The sequence below is a fragment of the Streptomyces sp. GL_140 genome, assembly GCF_057834465.1.
The window spans coordinates 7,538,715-7,555,940 of sequence record NZ_CM174404.1 but is presented as its reverse complement, the minus strand read 5'-3'; the positions used below and the strand labels follow the sequence as shown (position 1 = coordinate 7,555,940).

At 72.1% G+C, this 17,226-nt stretch carries 16 protein-coding genes; 7 read left to right on the top strand and 9 right to left on the bottom strand.

Translation table 11 applies throughout. The features are described 5' to 3' along the window. Positions 1 to 12: 12 nt before the first annotated feature. Positions 13 to 684 (top strand): DUF6445 family protein, encoded by a 672-nt coding sequence (locus AC3IYJ_RS35175; RefSeq protein WP_489398552.1) that lies wholly within the window; start codon positions 13 to 15, stop codon positions 682 to 684. A 6-nt stretch (positions 685 to 690) separates the two neighbouring features. Here the strand turns inward: AC3IYJ_RS35175 and AC3IYJ_RS35170 are convergent, their stop codons facing one another. Continuing rightward, on the bottom strand, positions 691 to 1,200 hold the full coding sequence (locus tag AC3IYJ_RS35170; RefSeq protein ID WP_489403027.1) for a universal stress protein: 510 nt from the start codon (positions 1,198 to 1,200) through the stop codon (positions 691 to 693). A 533-nt stretch (positions 1,201 to 1,733) separates the two neighbouring features. On the opposite strand from AC3IYJ_RS35170, the gene AC3IYJ_RS35165 reads away from it, so the two are divergent. Further along, complete coding sequence (locus AC3IYJ_RS35165) at positions 1,734 to 2,747, top strand: Rossmann-fold NAD(P)-binding domain-containing protein (protein WP_489398551.1); 1,014 nt, start codon at positions 1,734 to 1,736, stop codon at positions 2,745 to 2,747. Here the strand turns inward: AC3IYJ_RS35165 and AC3IYJ_RS35160 are convergent. From AC3IYJ_RS35160 to AC3IYJ_RS35150, 3 genes are all read right to left on the bottom strand, one after another. After that, positions 2,744 to 2,947, bottom strand: a complete 204-nt coding sequence (locus tag AC3IYJ_RS35160; protein WP_489398550.1) for a heavy-metal-associated domain-containing protein — start codon at positions 2,945 to 2,947, stop codon at positions 2,744 to 2,746. The genes AC3IYJ_RS35165 and AC3IYJ_RS35160 overlap by 4 nt on opposite strands. Positions 2,948 to 2,955: 8 nt before the next feature. After that, entirely contained in the window at positions 2,956 to 4,020 is a 1,065-nt protein-coding gene (locus tag AC3IYJ_RS35155) for an urease accessory protein UreH domain-containing protein (protein ID WP_489398549.1), read from the bottom strand. A gap of 93 nt (positions 4,021 to 4,113) precedes the next feature. Then, entirely contained in the window at positions 4,114 to 4,551 is a 438-nt protein-coding gene (locus AC3IYJ_RS35150; protein WP_489398548.1) for a hypothetical protein, read from the bottom strand. Between the two features lie 66 nt (positions 4,552 to 4,617). On the opposite strand from AC3IYJ_RS35150, the gene AC3IYJ_RS35145 reads away from it, so the two are divergent. Then, positions 4,618 to 5,025: a hypothetical protein gene (locus tag AC3IYJ_RS35145; protein ID WP_489398547.1), complete on the top strand. Its 408-nt coding sequence runs from the start codon at positions 4,618 to 4,620 to the stop codon at positions 5,023 to 5,025. A gap of 35 nt (positions 5,026 to 5,060) precedes the next feature. On the opposite strand, the gene AC3IYJ_RS35140 is transcribed toward AC3IYJ_RS35145, so the two are convergent. Together AC3IYJ_RS35140 and AC3IYJ_RS35135 are read right to left on the bottom strand one after the other, a co-directional pair. Then, positions 5,061 to 6,236, bottom strand: coding sequence for a winged helix DNA-binding domain-containing protein (locus AC3IYJ_RS35140; protein ID WP_489403026.1), 1,176 nt, complete (start codon positions 6,234 to 6,236; stop codon positions 5,061 to 5,063). Between the two features lie 105 nt (positions 6,237 to 6,341). Beyond that, on the bottom strand, positions 6,342 to 7,796 hold the full coding sequence (locus AC3IYJ_RS35135; RefSeq protein ID WP_489398546.1) for a hypothetical protein: 1,455 nt from the start codon (positions 7,794 to 7,796) through the stop codon (positions 6,342 to 6,344). 378 nt (positions 7,797 to 8,174) lie between these two features. Between AC3IYJ_RS35135 and AC3IYJ_RS35130 the strand changes: the two genes are divergently transcribed. After that, entirely contained in the window at positions 8,175 to 9,041 is an 867-nt protein-coding gene (locus tag AC3IYJ_RS35130; RefSeq protein ID WP_489398545.1) for a class I adenylate-forming enzyme family protein, read from the top strand. A 196-nt stretch (positions 9,042 to 9,237) separates the two neighbouring features. Further along, positions 9,238 to 10,617 (top strand): aspartate aminotransferase family protein, encoded by a 1,380-nt coding sequence (locus AC3IYJ_RS35125; RefSeq protein ID WP_489398544.1) that lies wholly within the window; start codon positions 9,238 to 9,240, stop codon positions 10,615 to 10,617. A 130-nt stretch (positions 10,618 to 10,747) separates the two neighbouring features. Here AC3IYJ_RS35125 and AC3IYJ_RS35120 read toward each other — a convergent pair whose 3' ends face one another. Then, positions 10,748 to 11,365 carry a helix-turn-helix domain-containing protein gene (locus AC3IYJ_RS35120; RefSeq protein ID WP_489398543.1) on the bottom strand — a complete coding sequence of 206 codons (618 nt, stop codon included), beginning with the start codon at positions 11,363 to 11,365 and terminating at the stop codon, positions 10,748 to 10,750. A 94-nt stretch (positions 11,366 to 11,459) separates the two neighbouring features. On the opposite strand from AC3IYJ_RS35120, the gene AC3IYJ_RS35115 reads away from it, so the two are divergent. Then, positions 11,460 to 12,857 carry an MFS transporter gene (locus AC3IYJ_RS35115; RefSeq protein WP_489398542.1) on the top strand — a complete coding sequence of 466 codons (1,398 nt, stop codon included), beginning with the start codon at positions 11,460 to 11,462 and terminating at the stop codon, positions 12,855 to 12,857. A gap of 21 nt (positions 12,858 to 12,878) precedes the next feature. On the opposite strand, the gene katG is transcribed toward AC3IYJ_RS35115, so the two are convergent. Beyond that, on the bottom strand, positions 12,879 to 15,110 hold the full coding sequence (gene katG, locus AC3IYJ_RS35110) for a catalase/peroxidase HPI (protein WP_489398541.1): 2,232 nt from the start codon (positions 15,108 to 15,110) through the stop codon (positions 12,879 to 12,881). A gap of 301 nt (positions 15,111 to 15,411) precedes the next feature. On the opposite strand from katG, the gene AC3IYJ_RS35105 reads away from it, so the two are divergent. Next, entirely contained in the window at positions 15,412 to 15,822 is a 411-nt protein-coding gene (locus AC3IYJ_RS35105; RefSeq protein WP_489398540.1) for a Fur family transcriptional regulator, read from the top strand. 59 nt (positions 15,823 to 15,881) lie between these two features. Here AC3IYJ_RS35105 and AC3IYJ_RS35100 read toward each other — a convergent pair whose 3' ends face one another. Beyond that, positions 15,882 to 17,186: an ion channel protein gene (locus tag AC3IYJ_RS35100; RefSeq protein ID WP_489398539.1), complete on the bottom strand. Its 1,305-nt coding sequence runs from the start codon at positions 17,184 to 17,186 to the stop codon at positions 15,882 to 15,884. Positions 17,187 to 17,226 lie beyond the last annotated feature (40 nt).

The window sequence follows — 17,226 nt, the reverse complement described above, 5'->3', positions numbered from 1 at the left end:
ACCTTCCCTGGCATGCCCCTACACCCCCCACCCCTGCCGGTCCTCCCGTACCGGAAGCCCACCCGCGGGCGCGACTACTGGGAACTGGACAACGTACTGCCGGATCCGGCCGCCGTACGGGAGCGCCTGCTCGCCCGGAACGACTGGACCGAGGGATACCCCCACAAGCCCGAGGCCTGGCCGGGCCTGCGCTCCATGCCCGCGCTCGAACCGGACGAACTCGCGCACGTGGAACGGCTGGTGCGCAAGGCGACCGGAGCGCCGCGGATCTGGGCGCAACAGCCCGCCGGCGGCGGCACGTTCAACCACAACTGCGTCCAGGTCGTCGGCGAGGGCGAGTGCGAGCCGCGGCCCCACACCGATTCGCGCACGCTGTGCCGGTACGCGGCGGTGCTGTACCTCAACCCCAAGGTCCCGAAGGGCTGCGGCACCAGCTTCTACCGCCAGAGCCTGCCGGGCGGCGCCCTCGGCGGCAACCAAGTGGCCGCCCCCCACAACAACCTGGTCGACGCACTGGGCACCCGCTTCGTCGCACCCGACTCCTTCGTCGAGGACATACGGGTCCCCCACCGGGCCAACAGGCTGCTGCTCTACTCCGCCAACCTGATCCACACCGCCACCGCCTACTGGGGCCACACCCTGGAGGACAAACGGATGACGGCGGTGTTCTTCTGGATGGCCTGACCCGGCTCAGTGCTGTGGCCCGACCAGGTCCCCGACGTCCAGCGGCCGCCGCCACACGATGCGGCGGTGCACGGCGTCCAGGTCGGCCCGCAGCGGACCGGGCGGCACCGCCAGCACCGGGCAGGGGGCATGCGCCAGGCAGTACCGGGAGACCGAGGGGCGCAGCGCGCGCAGCAGCGGGCCGCGCGAGCCCGTACCGACGACCAGCAGGTCGTCCGGGTCACGGACGGTGTCGACCAGCGCGGCGCCCGGTGTGCCCCTGACCGTCAGCCCGGCCAGTGTCACGCCGGACGGGGCGCCGCCGAAGGCGGTCATCAGGACCTCACGCAGCCGCTCGCCCGCCGCTTCCCGGGAGGCGGCGAGCAGCGGCGTGCCGCCCCCGCCGCGCCGGGCGCCCGGTCCGCCGAGCGGCGGCTGCCAGGCCAGGACGACCCACAGCTCCGCGTCCCGCGCCCGCGCCTCGGCGTGCGCCACGTGCAGTGCCGTCACGCTCCCGAGGGATCCCCGCGCCCCCACCACGACTCGTCCTCGCACCGCGCCGTCCTCCCTCCGCGCGGCCCCTCGGCCGCGTCCACCGGGTCGGGCGGACGAACCGCTTCGCGCGCTTCGCCGCCTTCGTCACCTCCATGGAACGACGGCGGCGGGCACCGGGACAGACTTCCTGACGGCCTCATGACGCCCGGACGGCAAACCCTGACGGACCCCTGACGGACCCCTGACGGACCTTGCCGCGCGGGGGCCCAACCGGCTCAGCCGGTGAAGCCCCGCTCGCGCAGCGCCTGCTCGATCCGCGAGCGGTGCTGCTCCTCCCAGGCGTCGAGGGACTCCTCGGTTGTTGGGGGAACATCCTTGAATGCGTCGTCCATGCCGGTCGTCCTCCGTACTGTGAAAGTGCTGGTCGCAGGTGGTTCCGCGGTCCGAGCCCGACAGTACGGGGGCGCCTTCGCACCCTGCTCGCCGTCCCGCGGCCCTTCCTCGGAGGCGCCCGTCGGGTCCGCTGTCCGCGAACCCGCCCCGCCCTGCCGGGCTCCGCGTGCTTGGCTGTCGGGATGGAGATCTTGGTTCTGGGTGGAACGGCATGGCTGGGCCGGGAAGTGTCCCGGCAGGCGATCGAGCGCGGTCACCCGGTGACGTGCCTGGCGCGCGGCGAAAGCGGGGAAGTCGCCGACGGGGCGACGCTGGTGGCCGCCGACCGGCGCGGCCCTTCGGCGTACGAGGCCCTGCGCGGCCGCGACTGGGACGCGGTCGTCGAGGTCTCCTGGCAGCCGGGCTTCGTCCGCGCGGCGCTCGACGCGCTGGGCGACCGGGCCCGTCACTGGACCTACGTCTCCTCCGTCAGCGCCTACGCCTCCCACGGCACCCCGGACGCGGACGAATCCGCGCCGCTCCTCTCCCCGACCGACCTGGACGAGGCCGACCGCGAGGCCTACGGCGAGGCGAAGGCCGCCTGCGAGCTCGCGTCCACAGCCGCCGTGGGCGAGCGCCTCCTCATCGCCCGCGCCGGGCTGATCGGCGGCCCCGGCGATCACAGCGGCCGCTCCGGCTACTGGGCCGCCCGCGCCGCACTCGATCCGCGCGGCCCGCTGCTGGTCCCCGACGAACCGGGCATCCCCACCCAGGTGGTCGACGCCCGGGACCTCGCCGCCTGGATCCTCGACTCCGCGGAGAGGGGCACCACCGGTGCCTACAACGCCGTCGGCCCCGTCGTCCCGTTCGCCGAGTGGATCGAGCTGTCCCGCGCCGTCGGCGGCCACACCGGCCCGGTGGTCACCGCCGGGTCGGATTGGCTGATCGCCCAGGGCGTGGCCCAGTACATGGGGCCCGAGTCGCTCCCGATGTGGATGGTCGAGCCGGGCTGGGAGGGATGGTCCGCCCGCAACGGCTCGGCGGCGGGCTCCACGGGCCTGCGCCACCGACCCCGGGCGGAACTGCTGGCCGACACCCTGCGATGGGAACGCGAGCAGGGCCTGAGCCGGGACCGCCGGGCCGGCCTCGGTGCCCGCCGCGAACGCGAGCTGCTCGACGCGCTCGGGCTTCCCGGCAGGCCCGAAGCGGCCGGTTAGACGGTCCGCTCGGCTCCGTATCCCGCCGCGGCGATCGCCGCGAGGACCTCGGCCGGATCCACGGGCCGGTCGGTGTCCACGACGGTGCGGCCGGTGCGGATGCTGGTCGCGCTGGCGACCACCCCCGCCAGTTCCTCGACCTCGTCGTCGATCAGCAGGCCGCAGCTCGCGCAGTGCATGCCGGTCACGGTGAATTCCATCCGCGTGTTCACTGGGTGGCTCCCGGAGTCTCGAAGGTGATCAGGCCGCCGTACATGCCCATGCCGCAGCTGTACGACAGGGTGCCGGGCTTTCGGGTGCCCAGGTCGATGTCGGTCCTCCCGGTCGTGGGGAGGACCTTCTGGATGCCCAGGTCGGGGATGACGAAGGAGCGGACGCAGCCGCCCGTGCCCTGCGTGGCCACCACCAGCGTGGTGGGCACCCCGGCCTTCACGGTGACCACGGCCGGGCTGTACGAGGTCGTGCGGGCCCGGATGGTGACCGTCTGGCTGCCGTCCGCGTTGATCACGACGGTCCGGTCCGCCCCGGCTTCCGGCGAGCCCGCGCCCACCGGCGCGGCCGCGGCCGCCGAAGGTCCGGCGACCGGCCACCAGCCTCCGAGGCGCAGCCCGGACGTGAGCGTCCACACCGCGACCAGCAGCACCACGACGGCGGTCACCAGGGTCAGCCGCCCCTGCCACAGGCGGGCGGCGGAGCGCAGGAAGAAGCCCAGGACGGCGAAGAGCGGACCGGTCCCCAGGACGAAGCCGGCCATCACCGCCGCTCCGGCCAGCGGCGTGCCGGAGGTGACGGCGAGGAGTTCCACGCTCAGCGTCACCCCGCAGGGGATGAGCACGGTCAGGAACCCGAGCACGGCCGGCGTGGTGACGGCGGCGGACTTCGCGGACCGGCGGACCCGCCTGCCCCAGGAGGCGGGCGTCCGGGGCACGAAGCGGCGTACGGCCCGCACCCCGAACATGTCCAGCGCGAAGAGCACCATCAGCACACCGGCGAGCAGCATCAGCGCGGCCTGGGTGCGCGGGCCCGGCTGGATCGCGGCGCCGAGCAGGCCGAGGGCGGCGCCGAGCAGGGCGTGGGACACGAGCTTGGCGCCGAGGAACGCGCCGACGGGAGCGAACAGGCCGCTGCGCTCCCACCTCTCCTTGGACCACTCGGCGGAGCGGCGGCCGACCGCCCCGGCGAGCAGGCCTCCCTGGACGGCGGCGCAGGACGCGCCGCCGGCGAACAGACCGGTGGAGACACCGGTGACGAACAACGTGGTGGTCGAAGCCATGGAGGAACGGACTCTCTGTGCGTCTGTGCGGATCAGGACACGGCGCGGCACCCCGCCCGCCCGGCGTGCGGGCGGGTACGGGTGCGGGGCCGGTCAGGACCGGCTGACGCAGAGGGAGTCGGGATCGGGTGCGCGCGGCTGCGCGCACGCCCGGTGCGGCACGGGTCCGGCGGGGCCCGCGGCCACGGGAGGCGGGCTCCACGCGGCGGAGACGGCAAGGTTGTTCGTCGCCGGGGCGGCGGGCCCGGCCGGGGCCCACGCCGAGGCCAGCGGGCAGTCCTCCCCGGAGACCGAGCAGCCGCCGTACGGGCTCTTCCCCATGGCGGGGCCCGGTCCCGTGTCGGTGTCCGTGTGCACAGCCGCGGCCGCGGCCGCGGAAACGGCCATGTCCATCGCGGACACGGCGGGCATCGTCATCGTGGCCATGGACGGCACGGGATGCGTGAACAGCCCCCCGCAGACGAGCAGCACCACGGCCAGGACGCCTGCGGCGATGGCCGCCGTGCGTCGCGGGGCCCGGATGATGTGCATGGCCGCGATGCTACGACAGCCGCCCGGCCGTCTCGCGGACCGGGGCGGCTCTGCCACCCTGGAGCCATGGACGCACCTCTGCGCGGCGCATGGCTGCGCGCCGGAATCAGCCGTGACGACGGCCCGCTGCGGGAAACCGGGCACGTCGTGTGGCTCCAGACCGGCACCTTCTACGCGGACAGCCGCGGTTTCGCCGGAACCACCTCCTACGACGGCGGCCGGGTCACCTTCCACCACGACGCCGGCACCCCGGGCCACGACGTCGGGACCCTGCGCGCCGAGGGCACCCTCATGATCGAAACCGGCACCAACCTCGACGGCAGCACCTTCATGGAGATCTGGACGCCGCTGCCCCACGTCGAAGGCCCCGAAGGCTCCTGGACCACCGCGGGTGCGCAGACCGTCCGGGTCGGAAGCCACGTCGTCCACGTCGACGCCGCCGGCCGCGGCACCCACCTGCTCCTCCCGGACTGAGGCCGCGCTCGAACCCCGGGCCCCCGATGCCCGGCTCAGCTCCCCGGGAGCAGCCGGGTCTCGGCGACCGGCAGCTTCTTCCACCAGTGGCCGTACCGGCTGTAGACCGCCGGGTCCCGGGCCGCGAGGAAGGCCGTCAGCGCCCGGGCCTCCTCGGCGAGTTCCTCCCAGGCCCCGTCCGGCAGCGGGTGGAAGGCGGTCGCCTCGATCCCTCCCCCGGCCGGGCGCCACACTCCGGCGACGTACCCGTCGACCAGCAGGGTCGGCAGGGTGTCGCCGTTCACCCGGGTGACGAGCTTGCGGTACTGCGGCGGGATGACGCGGTCGCGGTCGGAGTAGGCCAGCAGGGTGCTGTCCCACATGGCCATCAGCCGCGGCGGCGCCGGTGTGTCCTCGTCCGGTCGTGGTGCGCCCGGGACGTCGAACAGCTCTTCGCCCTTCGGTCCTTCCAGGCGTTCCACGCGCGGCCCGTCGCCTTCGGGCGCGGTCTGCGCCCGCAGTTCCTGCAGCGCCTTCCTGACCCTGGCCCGCTGGACCATCGCGAACTGTGCCACGTCCGCCACCGACGCCGGTCCGAACCCTTCGAGGTAGCGCAGCACCAGCTTGCGCAGGGAGTCCTCGGCCGCCTCCGGGTCGGCCGGCACGGCCCTCGGGACGGTCGGGGGCGCGATGTACGACGGTCGCTCGCCGAAGGACCACGGCGGCGCGGTCGGTGCGTGCAGCAGCGGCGCGTACTGCCGCAGCCCCCACCACGCGCCCGGCTGCGCCGGCGCACCGAGCCGCTCCCCCAGCCAGGCCTCGCACTCGGCGTTGGTCCGTGGCCGGTCGGCGAAGGCCAGCAGCTCCGGGACCAGCGCGTCGGCGTCCTCGGCGGTCAGCCCGGACGCCGTGAACCGGTCCCCCAGCCGGGCTGCCCGTACCCCCGGCTGCACGGCCTCGCGGAAGGCGGGGAAGTCCTCGCGGTGGACGGCGTGCAGGGTGATCCGCATCAGGGTCGCCTTGACGACGGTGTGGCGGGCGAAGGCGGCGTCGAGACCGTCCGGGTCGAATGCGCTGAGCCGGTTCCACAGCGCGAGGTAGGGCGAAGCCGCCTGCTGCGCCTGCAGCGCGACCACGCGCCGGATCCCGTCCTCGACGCCCAGGGGCGCCCGCTCCAGCAGCAGCTGCCGGGCGAGGGTGGCACGGTTGAGTGCTCGTGCGGTGATCGTCACGGCTGTCACTTGATGCTCCTGCGGTGCGGGTGTCCGGGATCGGCGGGGCAGGCGAGGACGCTGAGCCTGCCCCAACGGCCCACGCCGGTCCAGGGGCTCGCCGACTCAGCCCTTGGTGATCCTGACCACCCCGGTCTCCGTGCCCTGGTAGAGGGTGCCGTCGGGGCCGGTGGTTCCGGTCATCTGGAGCGGGTTGTAGACCAGGCCGATGCCCAGGAAGGAGCTGGTGAGCTGCGCCCCGGTGGCCGGGTCGAGCACGGAGTGGCGGTACGAGGCGAAGGTGTTGAGGCCCGCGCTGCCCGTCGGTCCGGTGACGGAGACGGTGTAGATCTTGCCGTCGGCCACCGAGAGCCGGGGCAGGGCGGCCGACTTCACGTTGCTGTTCCACACCAGGTTGCAGCCCGTCCCCTCGGCGTTGACGTCGACCCGGCTGAGGCCGCCGTCGAAGTTCGCGGAGGAAGGCTTGCTCTCCGGGGCCCCTTCGGGCAGGGCCGGGTAGGGGTATCCGTAGGTGTTGGTGACGAAGACGCTGCGTCCGGAGGCGATGACGGCGTCCTCGGTCCCGCTGTTGGCGAACTGGGTGAGCACCGGGGTGGAGCAGATCGGCGCCGGTCCCCCGTCCACCCGGTAGACGAGCAGGTTCTCGTGCGGGGCGGCGTTGTCGGTGATGGTGACGTACTCCGTCCCGTCACCCGGTCCGAAGAAGCTCGGGGTGGCCCCGGTGCCCCAGCTGAGCTGGCCGGGCTTGCGGCCGGGACCGCGGTCGTACGGGGCCCGCCAATCGATGACGGGGGTGCCGTCGGGCGACTCGGACAGCAGGTAGAGGGCGTGGTCGGTGGCGACCGCCGTGTGCCCCGGAACGGTGGAGATGCTGTTCTGTACGCCTTCGCCGGTGCCGATGGCGCGTACCGCTCCGGTACCGGTGTCCACGGTGCCGATCACGCCGCCGGTGGTGGCGAACCAGACCTTTCCGTTCCACGCGGGGGCGAGACCGACGATGTTGTCGCCTGCGGGGACGGCGCCCGTGAGCGGGGTGGACTGATCGACCGTCAGAGTCCAGCCGGAGCCGCTGCGGTGGTGGCCGATGCGGACGAGGTTGTTGTTGCCGTCCACGGCTACCAGGCGGTCGTCGTTGTCGAGGTAGGAGTAAACACCCCCGAACAGGCTGCCCTTGGGCAGGGAGAGGGAGGCGAGGTCGGCTCCACTGGCGGGGTCGAGCAGGTGCACGGTCGGGGTCCGGCCGAAGATGGTGGTGCACAGGGTGACCACGTAGCCGTCCGATCCGATGACCACGGTCGGGCAGGCGGAGGCCAGCGCGGTACGGGAGTACGCGATCTTCCCGGTTCCGGGGCCCGGGTAGGGCGTGGTGTCGCTGGAGGCACTGTCGCCGTGCATTCCGGCGGTGCCGTTGGGGCCGCTGGCCGGATTGCGCGGCGGCAGCGGACCGTAGGCCGAGGTGTCGGCGGAGGCCGTGGCGGTGGCACCGAAGGCGCCCAGGGCAACGACCAGGGCGAAGGAGAGCGCGGCGAAGCGCCCGCCCGCAGGCAGGGAAAACGGCATGGAGGTGTCCTCGGACAGGAAGTGACGGCGGGGAACGGCAGGGAACGGCAGGGAACGGCTGGGAGACGCGCGAATCGGCGTACGGCTCGTGCTGTGGCCTGTTGTGGTGGCCCCGGGCCGTGCTCCGATCGCGGTGGCGCACCGGCACGGCTCTGACGAAGACGCTAGCCGGTGATCACTGCCGCCAGTCGGCTCCGGGGCACACCGCACAGCATGTTCATGCTCCCGCAGCACTCGCGCAACAGAGCGTCGCGCCGGCCGGGGATCCGCCCGATCAGTCCGGCAGCCGTACGGTGGCCCGGAGTCCCGAGATCAGTTCCTTGCCGCCCGAGGTGACGGTCAGGAGCACCACGGCTGCGCCTTCCCGCGTCAACTCGCGTGCGCGGGCCGAACGTGACGCCCGGCTACTGGAACGATCCGGCCGCCACGCGCGAGGCCCTGCGCGACGGCGGCTGGCTGCACACGGGGGACATCGGGCAGCTGGACGCGGACGGATACCTCTACGTCGTCGACCGCGCCAAGGACATGATCATCACCGGCGGCGAGAACGTCTATCCGGCCGAGGTGGAGCGGGCCCTGACCGGCTGCCCCGGGATCGCGGACCTCGCGGTCGTGGGAACCCCGCACCCGCGCTGGGGCGAGACGGTCGTGGCCGTCGTGGTCCCCGAGGACGGGGCCGCACCCGGCCTCCAGGAGGTACGGGACCACGCGGAGCAGCGGCTGGCGCGCTACAAACTGCCCTCCGCGCTGCTGCTCACCGACGCCCTGTTCGTGAATGATCGAGATCTCACCGCGGTCGAGCTCCTCGGTGCACAGGTACGTCGGCAGTACGGAGACACCCGCTCCGGCCTGCACTGCGGCCAGCACCGCCCGCAGGTCCGGAATCACGGCCTGCGGGCGGAAGTTCGGCGGCTGATGGAAGACGCTCGTCCAATACAGGCGCAGGATCGCGAGGGGCCTCAGGGTGGAGATGACCAGGTCGTACTCGCCGGCTTCCAGGCCTCTGAACAGGTCTTCCGCAAGGCCGAGCCCGACCCTGAGCCGCAGGCCGCCGCACATCAGGTCCGCCAGCGCCGGAAGCACCCGCGCCGACATGATTCCCGGGGGGCCCGCGAGGTGCAGCGGACGGTCGGATATTCCCTCCGGCTGAAGGCTGCGGTCGATTACCGCTTTCAAGTCGTCGAGGGGTCTCGACGTCTGCTGAACGAGATCGTGGGCGGCATCGGTCGGCACCGCTCCTTGTGATGTCCGCAGGAATAGCGGCTGCCCCAGGGTTTTCTCCAGATTCCGTACGAGGAACGGTTATCGACCCGCCGATCCGCCCGAAGGCCGATCCGTTCAAAGGCCGATCCGTTCAACGGAATGGCGCACGATTCCGGTGCGCGAACACCGCGGGCTCCTCCCCCGGAGCCCCGGACCAAGACCTACTGCTGAGGTATCGATGACTGCGGACTATTCAAAGACCGCCTACGACCATCTGTGGATGCATTTCACCCGGATGTCCACGTACGAGAACAACCCCGTGCCGACCATCGTGCGCGGTGAAGGCACGTACATCTACGACAGCAACGGCAAGAAGTACCTGGACGGGCTGGCCGGACTCTTCACCGTCCAGGCCGGCCACGGCCGGGAGGAGCTGGCCGAGGCCGCCGCCAAGCAGGCCAAGGAGCTGGCCTTCTTCCCGGTGTGGAGCTACGCCCACCCCAAGGCCGTCGAACTGGCCGAGCGCCTCGCCCACTACGCGCCGGGCGACCTGAACAAGGTGTTCTTCTCGACCGGCGGCGGCGAGGCCGTCGAGACCGCCTGGAAGCTGGCCAAGCAGTACTTCAAGCTGACCGGCAAGCCGGCCAAGCACAAGGTCATATCCCGCGCGATCGCCTACCACGGCACCCCGCAGGGCGCCCTGTCGATCACCGGCCTGCCGGCCTACCGGATCCCGTTCGAGCCACTGGTTCCGGGCACCTTCAAGGCCCCCAACACCAACATCTACCGCGCCCCGTCCTTCCTGGAGGACGCCGACGGCCACGTGGACCCGGAGGTCTTCGGCCGCTGGGCCGCGGACGAGATCGAGACCGCGATCCTCAACGAGGGCGCCGACACGGTCGCCGCCGTGTTCGTCGAGCCGGTGCAGAACGCGGGCGGCTGCTTCACCCCGCCGCCCGGCTACTTCCAGCGGGTCCGCGAAATCTGCGACCGCCACGACGTGCTGCTGGTCTCCGACGAGGTCATCTGCTCCTTCGGCCGCCTCGGGACCATGTTCGGCGCCGACAAGTTCGGCTACGTCCCGGACATGATCACCTGCGCCAAGGGCATGTCCTCGGGCTACTCCCCCATCGGCGCGACGATCATCTCCGACCGGATCGCCGAGCCGTTCTACAAGGGCGACGCCGTCTTCCCGCACGGCTACACCTTCGGCGGCCACCCGGTCTCGGCCGCGGTCGCGCTGACCAACCTCGACATCTTCGAGCGCGAGGGCCTCAACCAGCACGTCCTGGACAACGAGGCGAACTTCCGCAAGACGCTGGAGAAGCTGCACGACCTGCCGATCGTCGGCGACATCCGCGGCAACGGCTACTTCTTCGGCGTCGAGCTCGTCACGGACAAGGCGCGCAAGACGACCTTCACCGACGAGCAGTGCGAGCGGGTGCTCTACGGGTACCTGTCCAAGGCCCTCTACGAGAACGGCCTGTACTGCCGGGCCGACGACCGGGGCGACCCGGTCGTCCAGTTCGCGCCGCCGCTGATCGCGGACCAGGGCACCTTCGACGAGATCGAGCAGATCATGCGCCACTGCCTCACCGAGGCGTGGAGCAAGATCTGACCGGCCCCACCGGACCCCGGTGCGCTCCGGGTCGTCGAGTTCCCCACGGGCGCACCGGCCAGGGCCATGCCTGTTCGACCAGGCAGGGCCCGCCCCCGCCCCCGGCCGCCCGGCCCAGCCGGCCCGGCCCTCAGCCGGACGGTCTCGGGTGTACGACCGCACGGTCGCCGCGCGGTCCGAACAGGTGCAGGATCTCCACGGCAGTCGTGCCCGCCGGACCGAACCAGTGCGGTTCCCTGGTGTCGAACTCGGCCACTTCGCCGGGGCCGAGGGTGGACTCGTGCTCCCCGATGACCAGGCGCAGCTCGCCCGCCAGGACGTACAGCCACTCGTAGCCCTCGTGGGTGACCAGCTTCGGCTCCCTCGGCGCCAGTACCTGCTTGAACACCTGCACCCGGCCCGGATACTGCGTCAGGGGTACGAGGGTGCTGCCGTGCCCCTTGTGCAGCGGCGCGAGGTGCACCCGTGGGTCGCCGCTGGCCGGCGCGGCCACCAGCTGGTCGAGGGCGATGCGGTGCGCACGGGCGAGCGGGATCAGCAGCTCCAGGGTCGGGCGCCGTTTGCCCGATTCGAGGCGGGACAGCGTGCTCACCGAGAACCCGGTCGTGGCGGCGAGCGCCTCCAGCGTGAGCCCGCGCTCCCGGCGCAGCGCGCGCAGCCGGGGCCCGATCGCGTCGAGGATCCGCTCCACTTCCCCGCCCGTGCCGTTGGCGGCAGCGGCCTGTTCCTGTCCCCGTCGCTTGTCCATGGCTCCATTTTGCGGTCTTCGCAAATCTTCTGGGTCCTCGCGGCCGTCCGGCCGGAGCATGGCCGCACGGATTGACGACACTGTGAGGCAGACCGTGACCACGACGATTCACGCAGTTCCCCCCGTGCTGAGCGCACGCAGACGCTGGACGGTGCTGGCCGTCTGCTGTCTGAGCATGTTCCTGGTGGGCCTGGACACCACCATCGTCAACGTGGGCCTGCCCGCCATCGGACGCGGCCTCCACGCCGGGACCCGCCCGCTCGAATGGACCGTGGACGCCTACACCCTGGTCCTGGCCAGTCTCCTGATCACCTCCGGCGCGATGGCGGACCGCTTCGGGCGCCGCAGGGTGTTCCGGCTCGGGCTGGCCGTCTTCGCCGTCGCCTCGCTGCTCTGCGCGATCGCTCCCTCGGTGGAGGCCCTCATCGCGGCCCGCGCGGTTCAGGGGATCGGCGCCTCGATGCTCAGCCCCGTGGCACTGGCGATCGTGGTGAACGCGATGCCCGACCCGAAGGAGCGGGCGCAGGCGATCGGGGTCTGGGCAGCGGTCTTCGGGCTGAGCATGGCCGTCGGCCCGGTCACGGGCGGCGCCCTCGTCGCGGCCTTCGGCTGGCGGTCGGTGTTCTGGATCAACGCGCCGGTCATCGTCGTCGCCCTGGTGCTCAGCTCGGTGTTCGTCCCGGAATCCCGGGCGCAGCGGGTGCGGCGCCTCGACCTGCCGGGCCAGCTCCTGCTGACGGCGGTCATCGGGATCTCGGTCGCCGTCCTCATCGAGGGTCCGCACATCGGCTGGACCTCGCCCCGGGCACTGTGGGCGTACGTGTTCACCGCCGCGGCGGCGGCCGCGTTCGTACGGGTCGAGTCCCGCCGGAGCGAGCCGCTGATGGATCCTCGGCTCTTTCGCGTCCCGGCCTTCAGGAGTGCGTTCCTGGGCGCCGTCGCGGCCTTCGTCGCCCTCAACCTGACCCTGCTGCTCAACACCCTCTACCTGCAGCACACCCGTGGATGGTCCCCGCTGGCCGCCGGTACGGCCACCTTGCCGATGGCGCTCGGAGCGGTCTTCTGCGCACCGCTGTCCGGCCGGATGACCGGCCGCGGCGGACCCCGGCTGCCGCTGCTCCTGGCCGGCGGGTTCATGACGGCGGGCGGGCTCTGCCTGGTCCGGCTCGATGCGGACACCGGCGTGCCGCTGCTCCTGCTCGCCTACCTGCGCATCGGCACCGGGTTCGGGTTCGCCAACGCGCCGATCACCAACACGGCGGTGAGCGGACTGCCGCCGGCCAGGGCCGCGGTGGCCGGCGCGATCACGTCCACGGCACGGCAGTTCGGCGCCGCGATCGGCATCGCCGTCGCCGGCGGGCTGGTCGCCGGTACGGACCCGGCCGGGCTGGCGCGGGCCTCGCGGCCGGGCTGGATCCTGGTCGCCGCCTGCGGGCTGTTCCTCTTCCTCGTGGCCCGGGCGGCGCGGCGGCCGGCCGTCATCGACGGATGATGACGGCCGGCCCCGGCTCCGTTACTGGACCAGGTCGAAGCGGTCCAGCTTCATGACCTTGTCCCAGGCGGCGACGAAGTCCTTGACGAACTTCGCCTTCGCGTCGTCGCTCGCGTAGACCTCGGCGAGGGCGCGCAGCTCGGAGTTCGAGCCGAAGACGAGGTCGACGCGGGAGCCGGTCCACTTGACCGCGCCCGCGGCGTCACGGCCCTCGAAGGTGTTCTCGTCCCCGGCCGCCGTCTTCCACGTCGTGCCCAGGTCGAGCAGGTTGACGAAGAAGTCGTTGGTCAGCGTCCCGGGAGCCGTGGTGAGGACGCCGAGCTTGGACTGCTGGTGGTTCGCGCCGAGGACGCGCAGACCGCCGACCAGGACCGTCATCTCGGGGGCGCTCAGGTTCAGCAGGTTCGCCTTGTCGAGCAGCAGGTACTCGGCCAGCAGGCGGTTGCCCTTGCCGAGGTAGTTGCGGAACCCGTCGGCGGCCGGTTCGAGCGCCGCGAAGGACTCCACGTCCGTCTGCTCCTGCGAGGCGTCCGCGCGGCCCGGGGTGAAGGGGACCTGGACCTGGACACCGGCGTCCTTGGCGGCCTGTTCGACGGCCGCGCCACCGGCGAGGACGATCAGGTCGGCCAGCGAGATCTGCTTGCCGCCGCTCTGCTCCGAGTTGAAGGACTCGCGGATGCCCTCCAGCGTGCGCAGCACCGTGGCCAGCTCGTCGGGGTTGTTGACCTCCCAGCCGCTCTGCGGCTGGAGGCGGATGCGCGCGCCGTTGGCGCCGCCGCGCTTGTCGCTGCCGCGGAAGGAGGAGGCCGAGGCCCAGGCGGTGGAGACCAGCTGGGACACCGACAGGTCCGAGGCGAGCACCCGGCTCTTGAGCGAGGCGATGTCCGCGGCGTCCACGAGCGGGTGCGTCACCGCGGGGAGCGGGTCCTGCCACAGCAGCGTCTCGGAGGGGACCTCGGGGCCGAGGTAGCGCACCACCGGGCCCATGTCGCGGTGGGTCAGCTTGAACCAGGCGCGCGCGAAGGCGTCCGCGAACTCGGCCGGGTTCTGGTGGAAGCGGCGCGAGATCTGCTCGTAGGCGGGGTCGATCCGCAGCGAGAGGTCGGTCGTGAGCATCGTCGGCGCGTGGGTCTTGGACGGGTCGTGGGCGTCGGGCACGGTGCCGGCCCCGGCGCCCGCCTTCGGCCGCCACTGGTGGGCGCCGGCCGGACTCTTGAACAGCTCCCACTCGTAGCCGAAGAGGATGTCGAAGAAGGTGTTGTCCCAGGCGATCGGGGTGTTGGTCCAGATCCCCTCGAGTCCGCTAGTGATGGCGTCGCCGCCCTTGCCGGTACCGAACGAGTTGGCCCAGCCCAGGCCCTGTGCCTCGATCGGGGCGGCCTCGGGGTCGGCACCGACGCTCTCCGCCGGGCCGGCGCCGTGGGTCTTGCCGAAGGTGTGGCCGCCCGCGATCAGGGCGACCGTCTCCTCGTCGTTCATCGCCATCCGGCGGAACGTCTCACGGATGTCGCGCGCCGCGGCGATCGGGTCCGGAGTGCCGTTGGGGCCCTCGGGGTTGACGTAGATGAGGCCCATCTGGACGGCGCCGAGGGGGTTTTCGAGCTCACGGTCCCCGGTGTAGCGCTCGTCGTCGAGCCAGGTGGTCTCGGGACCCCAGTAGACGTCCTCGTCGGGCTCCCAGACGTCGGCGCGGCCGCCGCCGAAGCCGAAGGTGTCGAAGCCCATCGACTCCAGGGCCACGTTGCCGGTGAGGATCATGAGGTCGGCCCACGAGAGGCTCTGGCCGTACTTCTTCTTGACCGGCCACAGGAGTCGGCGGGCCTTGTCCAGGTTGCCGTTGTCCGGCCAGCTGTTGAGGGGCGCGAAGCGCTGCTGACCCGCTCCTGCGCCACCGCGGCCGTCCCTGATCCGGTAGGTGCCCGCGCTGTGCCAGGCCATTCTGATCATGAACGGGCCGTAGTGGCCGAAGTCGGCGGGCCACCAGTCCTGCGAGCTGGTCAGGACCTCGGCGATGTCCCGCTTCACCGCCGGGAGGTCGAGGGTGTTGAACGCTGCGGCGTAGTCGAACTCCTCGCCCAGCGGGTTGGCCACGGCGGGGTTCTTCGCGAGGATCTTCAGGTTGAGGCGATCCGGCCACCACTGGCGGTTTCCGCCGCCTTGGGTCGGGTGCGCAGCGCGTTCGTGCGCGACCGGACAGCCCGTCGCGCCCTCCGCCTTCGCGTCGGTGACGATTGCGTCATGGTTCTCAGACATGGGAATCCTTCCGGACCGGACCAGGCGGTCACGGTGATCAGGAACTGCATGCGGTGGAACATTGATGGCTCAGGACCCCGGAATCGGGCCCGACTCCGTGGATCGTCCTGACGCCGAGGTTGTCGCTCACGTCCAGTCTCCCGCTGCTTCGGAGTCTGTCTGTCCCTTGGCTATCGACGGAACCGATCCTACGATCGACGGAATCCAAGTCAAGAAAGACACCGAGCCCATATCCCGTCGGTTCCCGGACATGCGCCGGCGGGTTCCGGAGTACCCGTCGAACCTGAAAAGGTGAGCCGATATGAGTGACCTGCTGGAACGGCTACGAGGGCGCGCCTGGCGGATGACCTCCCAGCGGCGCGTGGTCGCGGAGGTCCTCGACGGCGACCACACGCACCTCACGGCCGACGAGGTGCACGCCCGCGCGGTGCGGCTGCTGCCCGAGATCTCCCGGGCCACCGTCTACAACGCCCTGGGCGAACTCGTCTCCCTCGGCGAGGTCGTGGAGATCACCACCGACGGCCGGGCGAAGCGCTACGACCCCAACGCGCACCACCCGCACCAGCACCTGGTCTGCTCCGGCTGCGGCCTGATCCGCGACGTCCATCCGGAGGGCAGCCCGCTGGCCGGCCTTCCGGCCGAGGAGCGGTTCGGCTTCACGGTGACCGGGGTCGAGGTCACGTACCGCGGGCTGTGTCCCGACTGCGCGTGAACCTGTGAGGAAAGGGGCGCCGCCCTGCCCTCCGCCCCCGGGTGGGCGCCCCGTCGTGATCAGCGCAGGGGAACCCCGGAGTCGTCCAGCTGCATCTGGGGACGGCTGGTGACCAGGAGCCAGGCCGGCAGCAGGGCGATGCACAGCAGCGGCAGCAGGCCCGGGTCCGGGGCGAGGACCACCGCGGTGAACAGGCTCACCCAGCCCTGCCGGGTGACGGCCAGCAGGACGCCGAGGACCCCGCACGTCACCCCGACCGGCAGCTGCACCGCCGGTACGAGGGCGCACGCGGCCAGGCCGAAGGCCACTCCCGCGAAGACGGACGGGAAGATCCGCCCGCCCCGGAATCCGGACCCGCAGGCCACCATCACGGCGACCAGCTTCACCACGCTCATCAGGATGAGGGATCCCGCGGAGTGCGCCGCGGGATCGGCGGCCAGTTCACCGACCTCCTCCAGCCCCTTGAAGAGGGTGAGCCTGCCGCCCAGCGCCCCGAGCAGACCCAGTACCACTCCGCCCAGGGTCAGTGCCAGCACCGGATGTGGCAGCAGGTGGAAGACCCGGTGGACGTGGGGGAAGGCGTAGACGGCGGCCATGCCCAGCAGCGCGGCCAGCGGGGCGATCAGGAGCGCCGAGAGCAGGTCGCCCCAGTGCGGGCCCTCGAACGGCGGCAGGGGGATCCCGAAGGCCGGCGCACCGAGCAGCTTGGCCGTCACCCCACCCGCACCCGCCGCGACCAGCGGGGCGAAGAGCTGGTCCCAAAGGCTGGGCGAGCGCCCGTCCGGGGTCTGCGGCCGGGGCGCCGACACCAGTGACTCCGTGAGGATCAGCGCGGCCGCGACCGGGGTGCCGAAGAGCGCTCCGACCGTTCCCGCCGCGCCCAGGGCCGCCCACACCTGTGCCGGGCTGCCGGGCAGCAGGCGTCGGCCCAGCCAGTAGGCGAGGGCGATGTTCACGGCGGTGATGGGGTTTTCCGGGCCCAGGCTCACCCCGCCGGCCAGGGCCAGCCCGGTGGCCACCAGCAGCCCCGGGACCACCCCGGCAGGCAGCGGGGCGTCCACGAGTCCGGTGGTCGCGGGATCCGGCCCGGCGTGGCCGTGGACCTTCCACACCACGAGGCCGACGGCGATGCCGGTCGTGGTCAGGACGACCATGGTCCAGGCCACGGACCAGCGGCCGATCCCGAGGGCGTCGGGGAGGGTCTCCCACAGCACGTCCTTCAGCAGCTCGGCCGCATCGCTCACGCCGGTGAGGAGCAGGCTCGAACCCACTCCGATCAGAAGGGCGGGCAGGACCAGGGGCAGCAGGGCCCGTGCGGGGGTGGGGGCCGGCGGGTGCACGGCGGGCTTCACGAGGTCGCTCACCGGATCAAACTAGCGGCGAATGGTAGGAAAACCTGGCAAA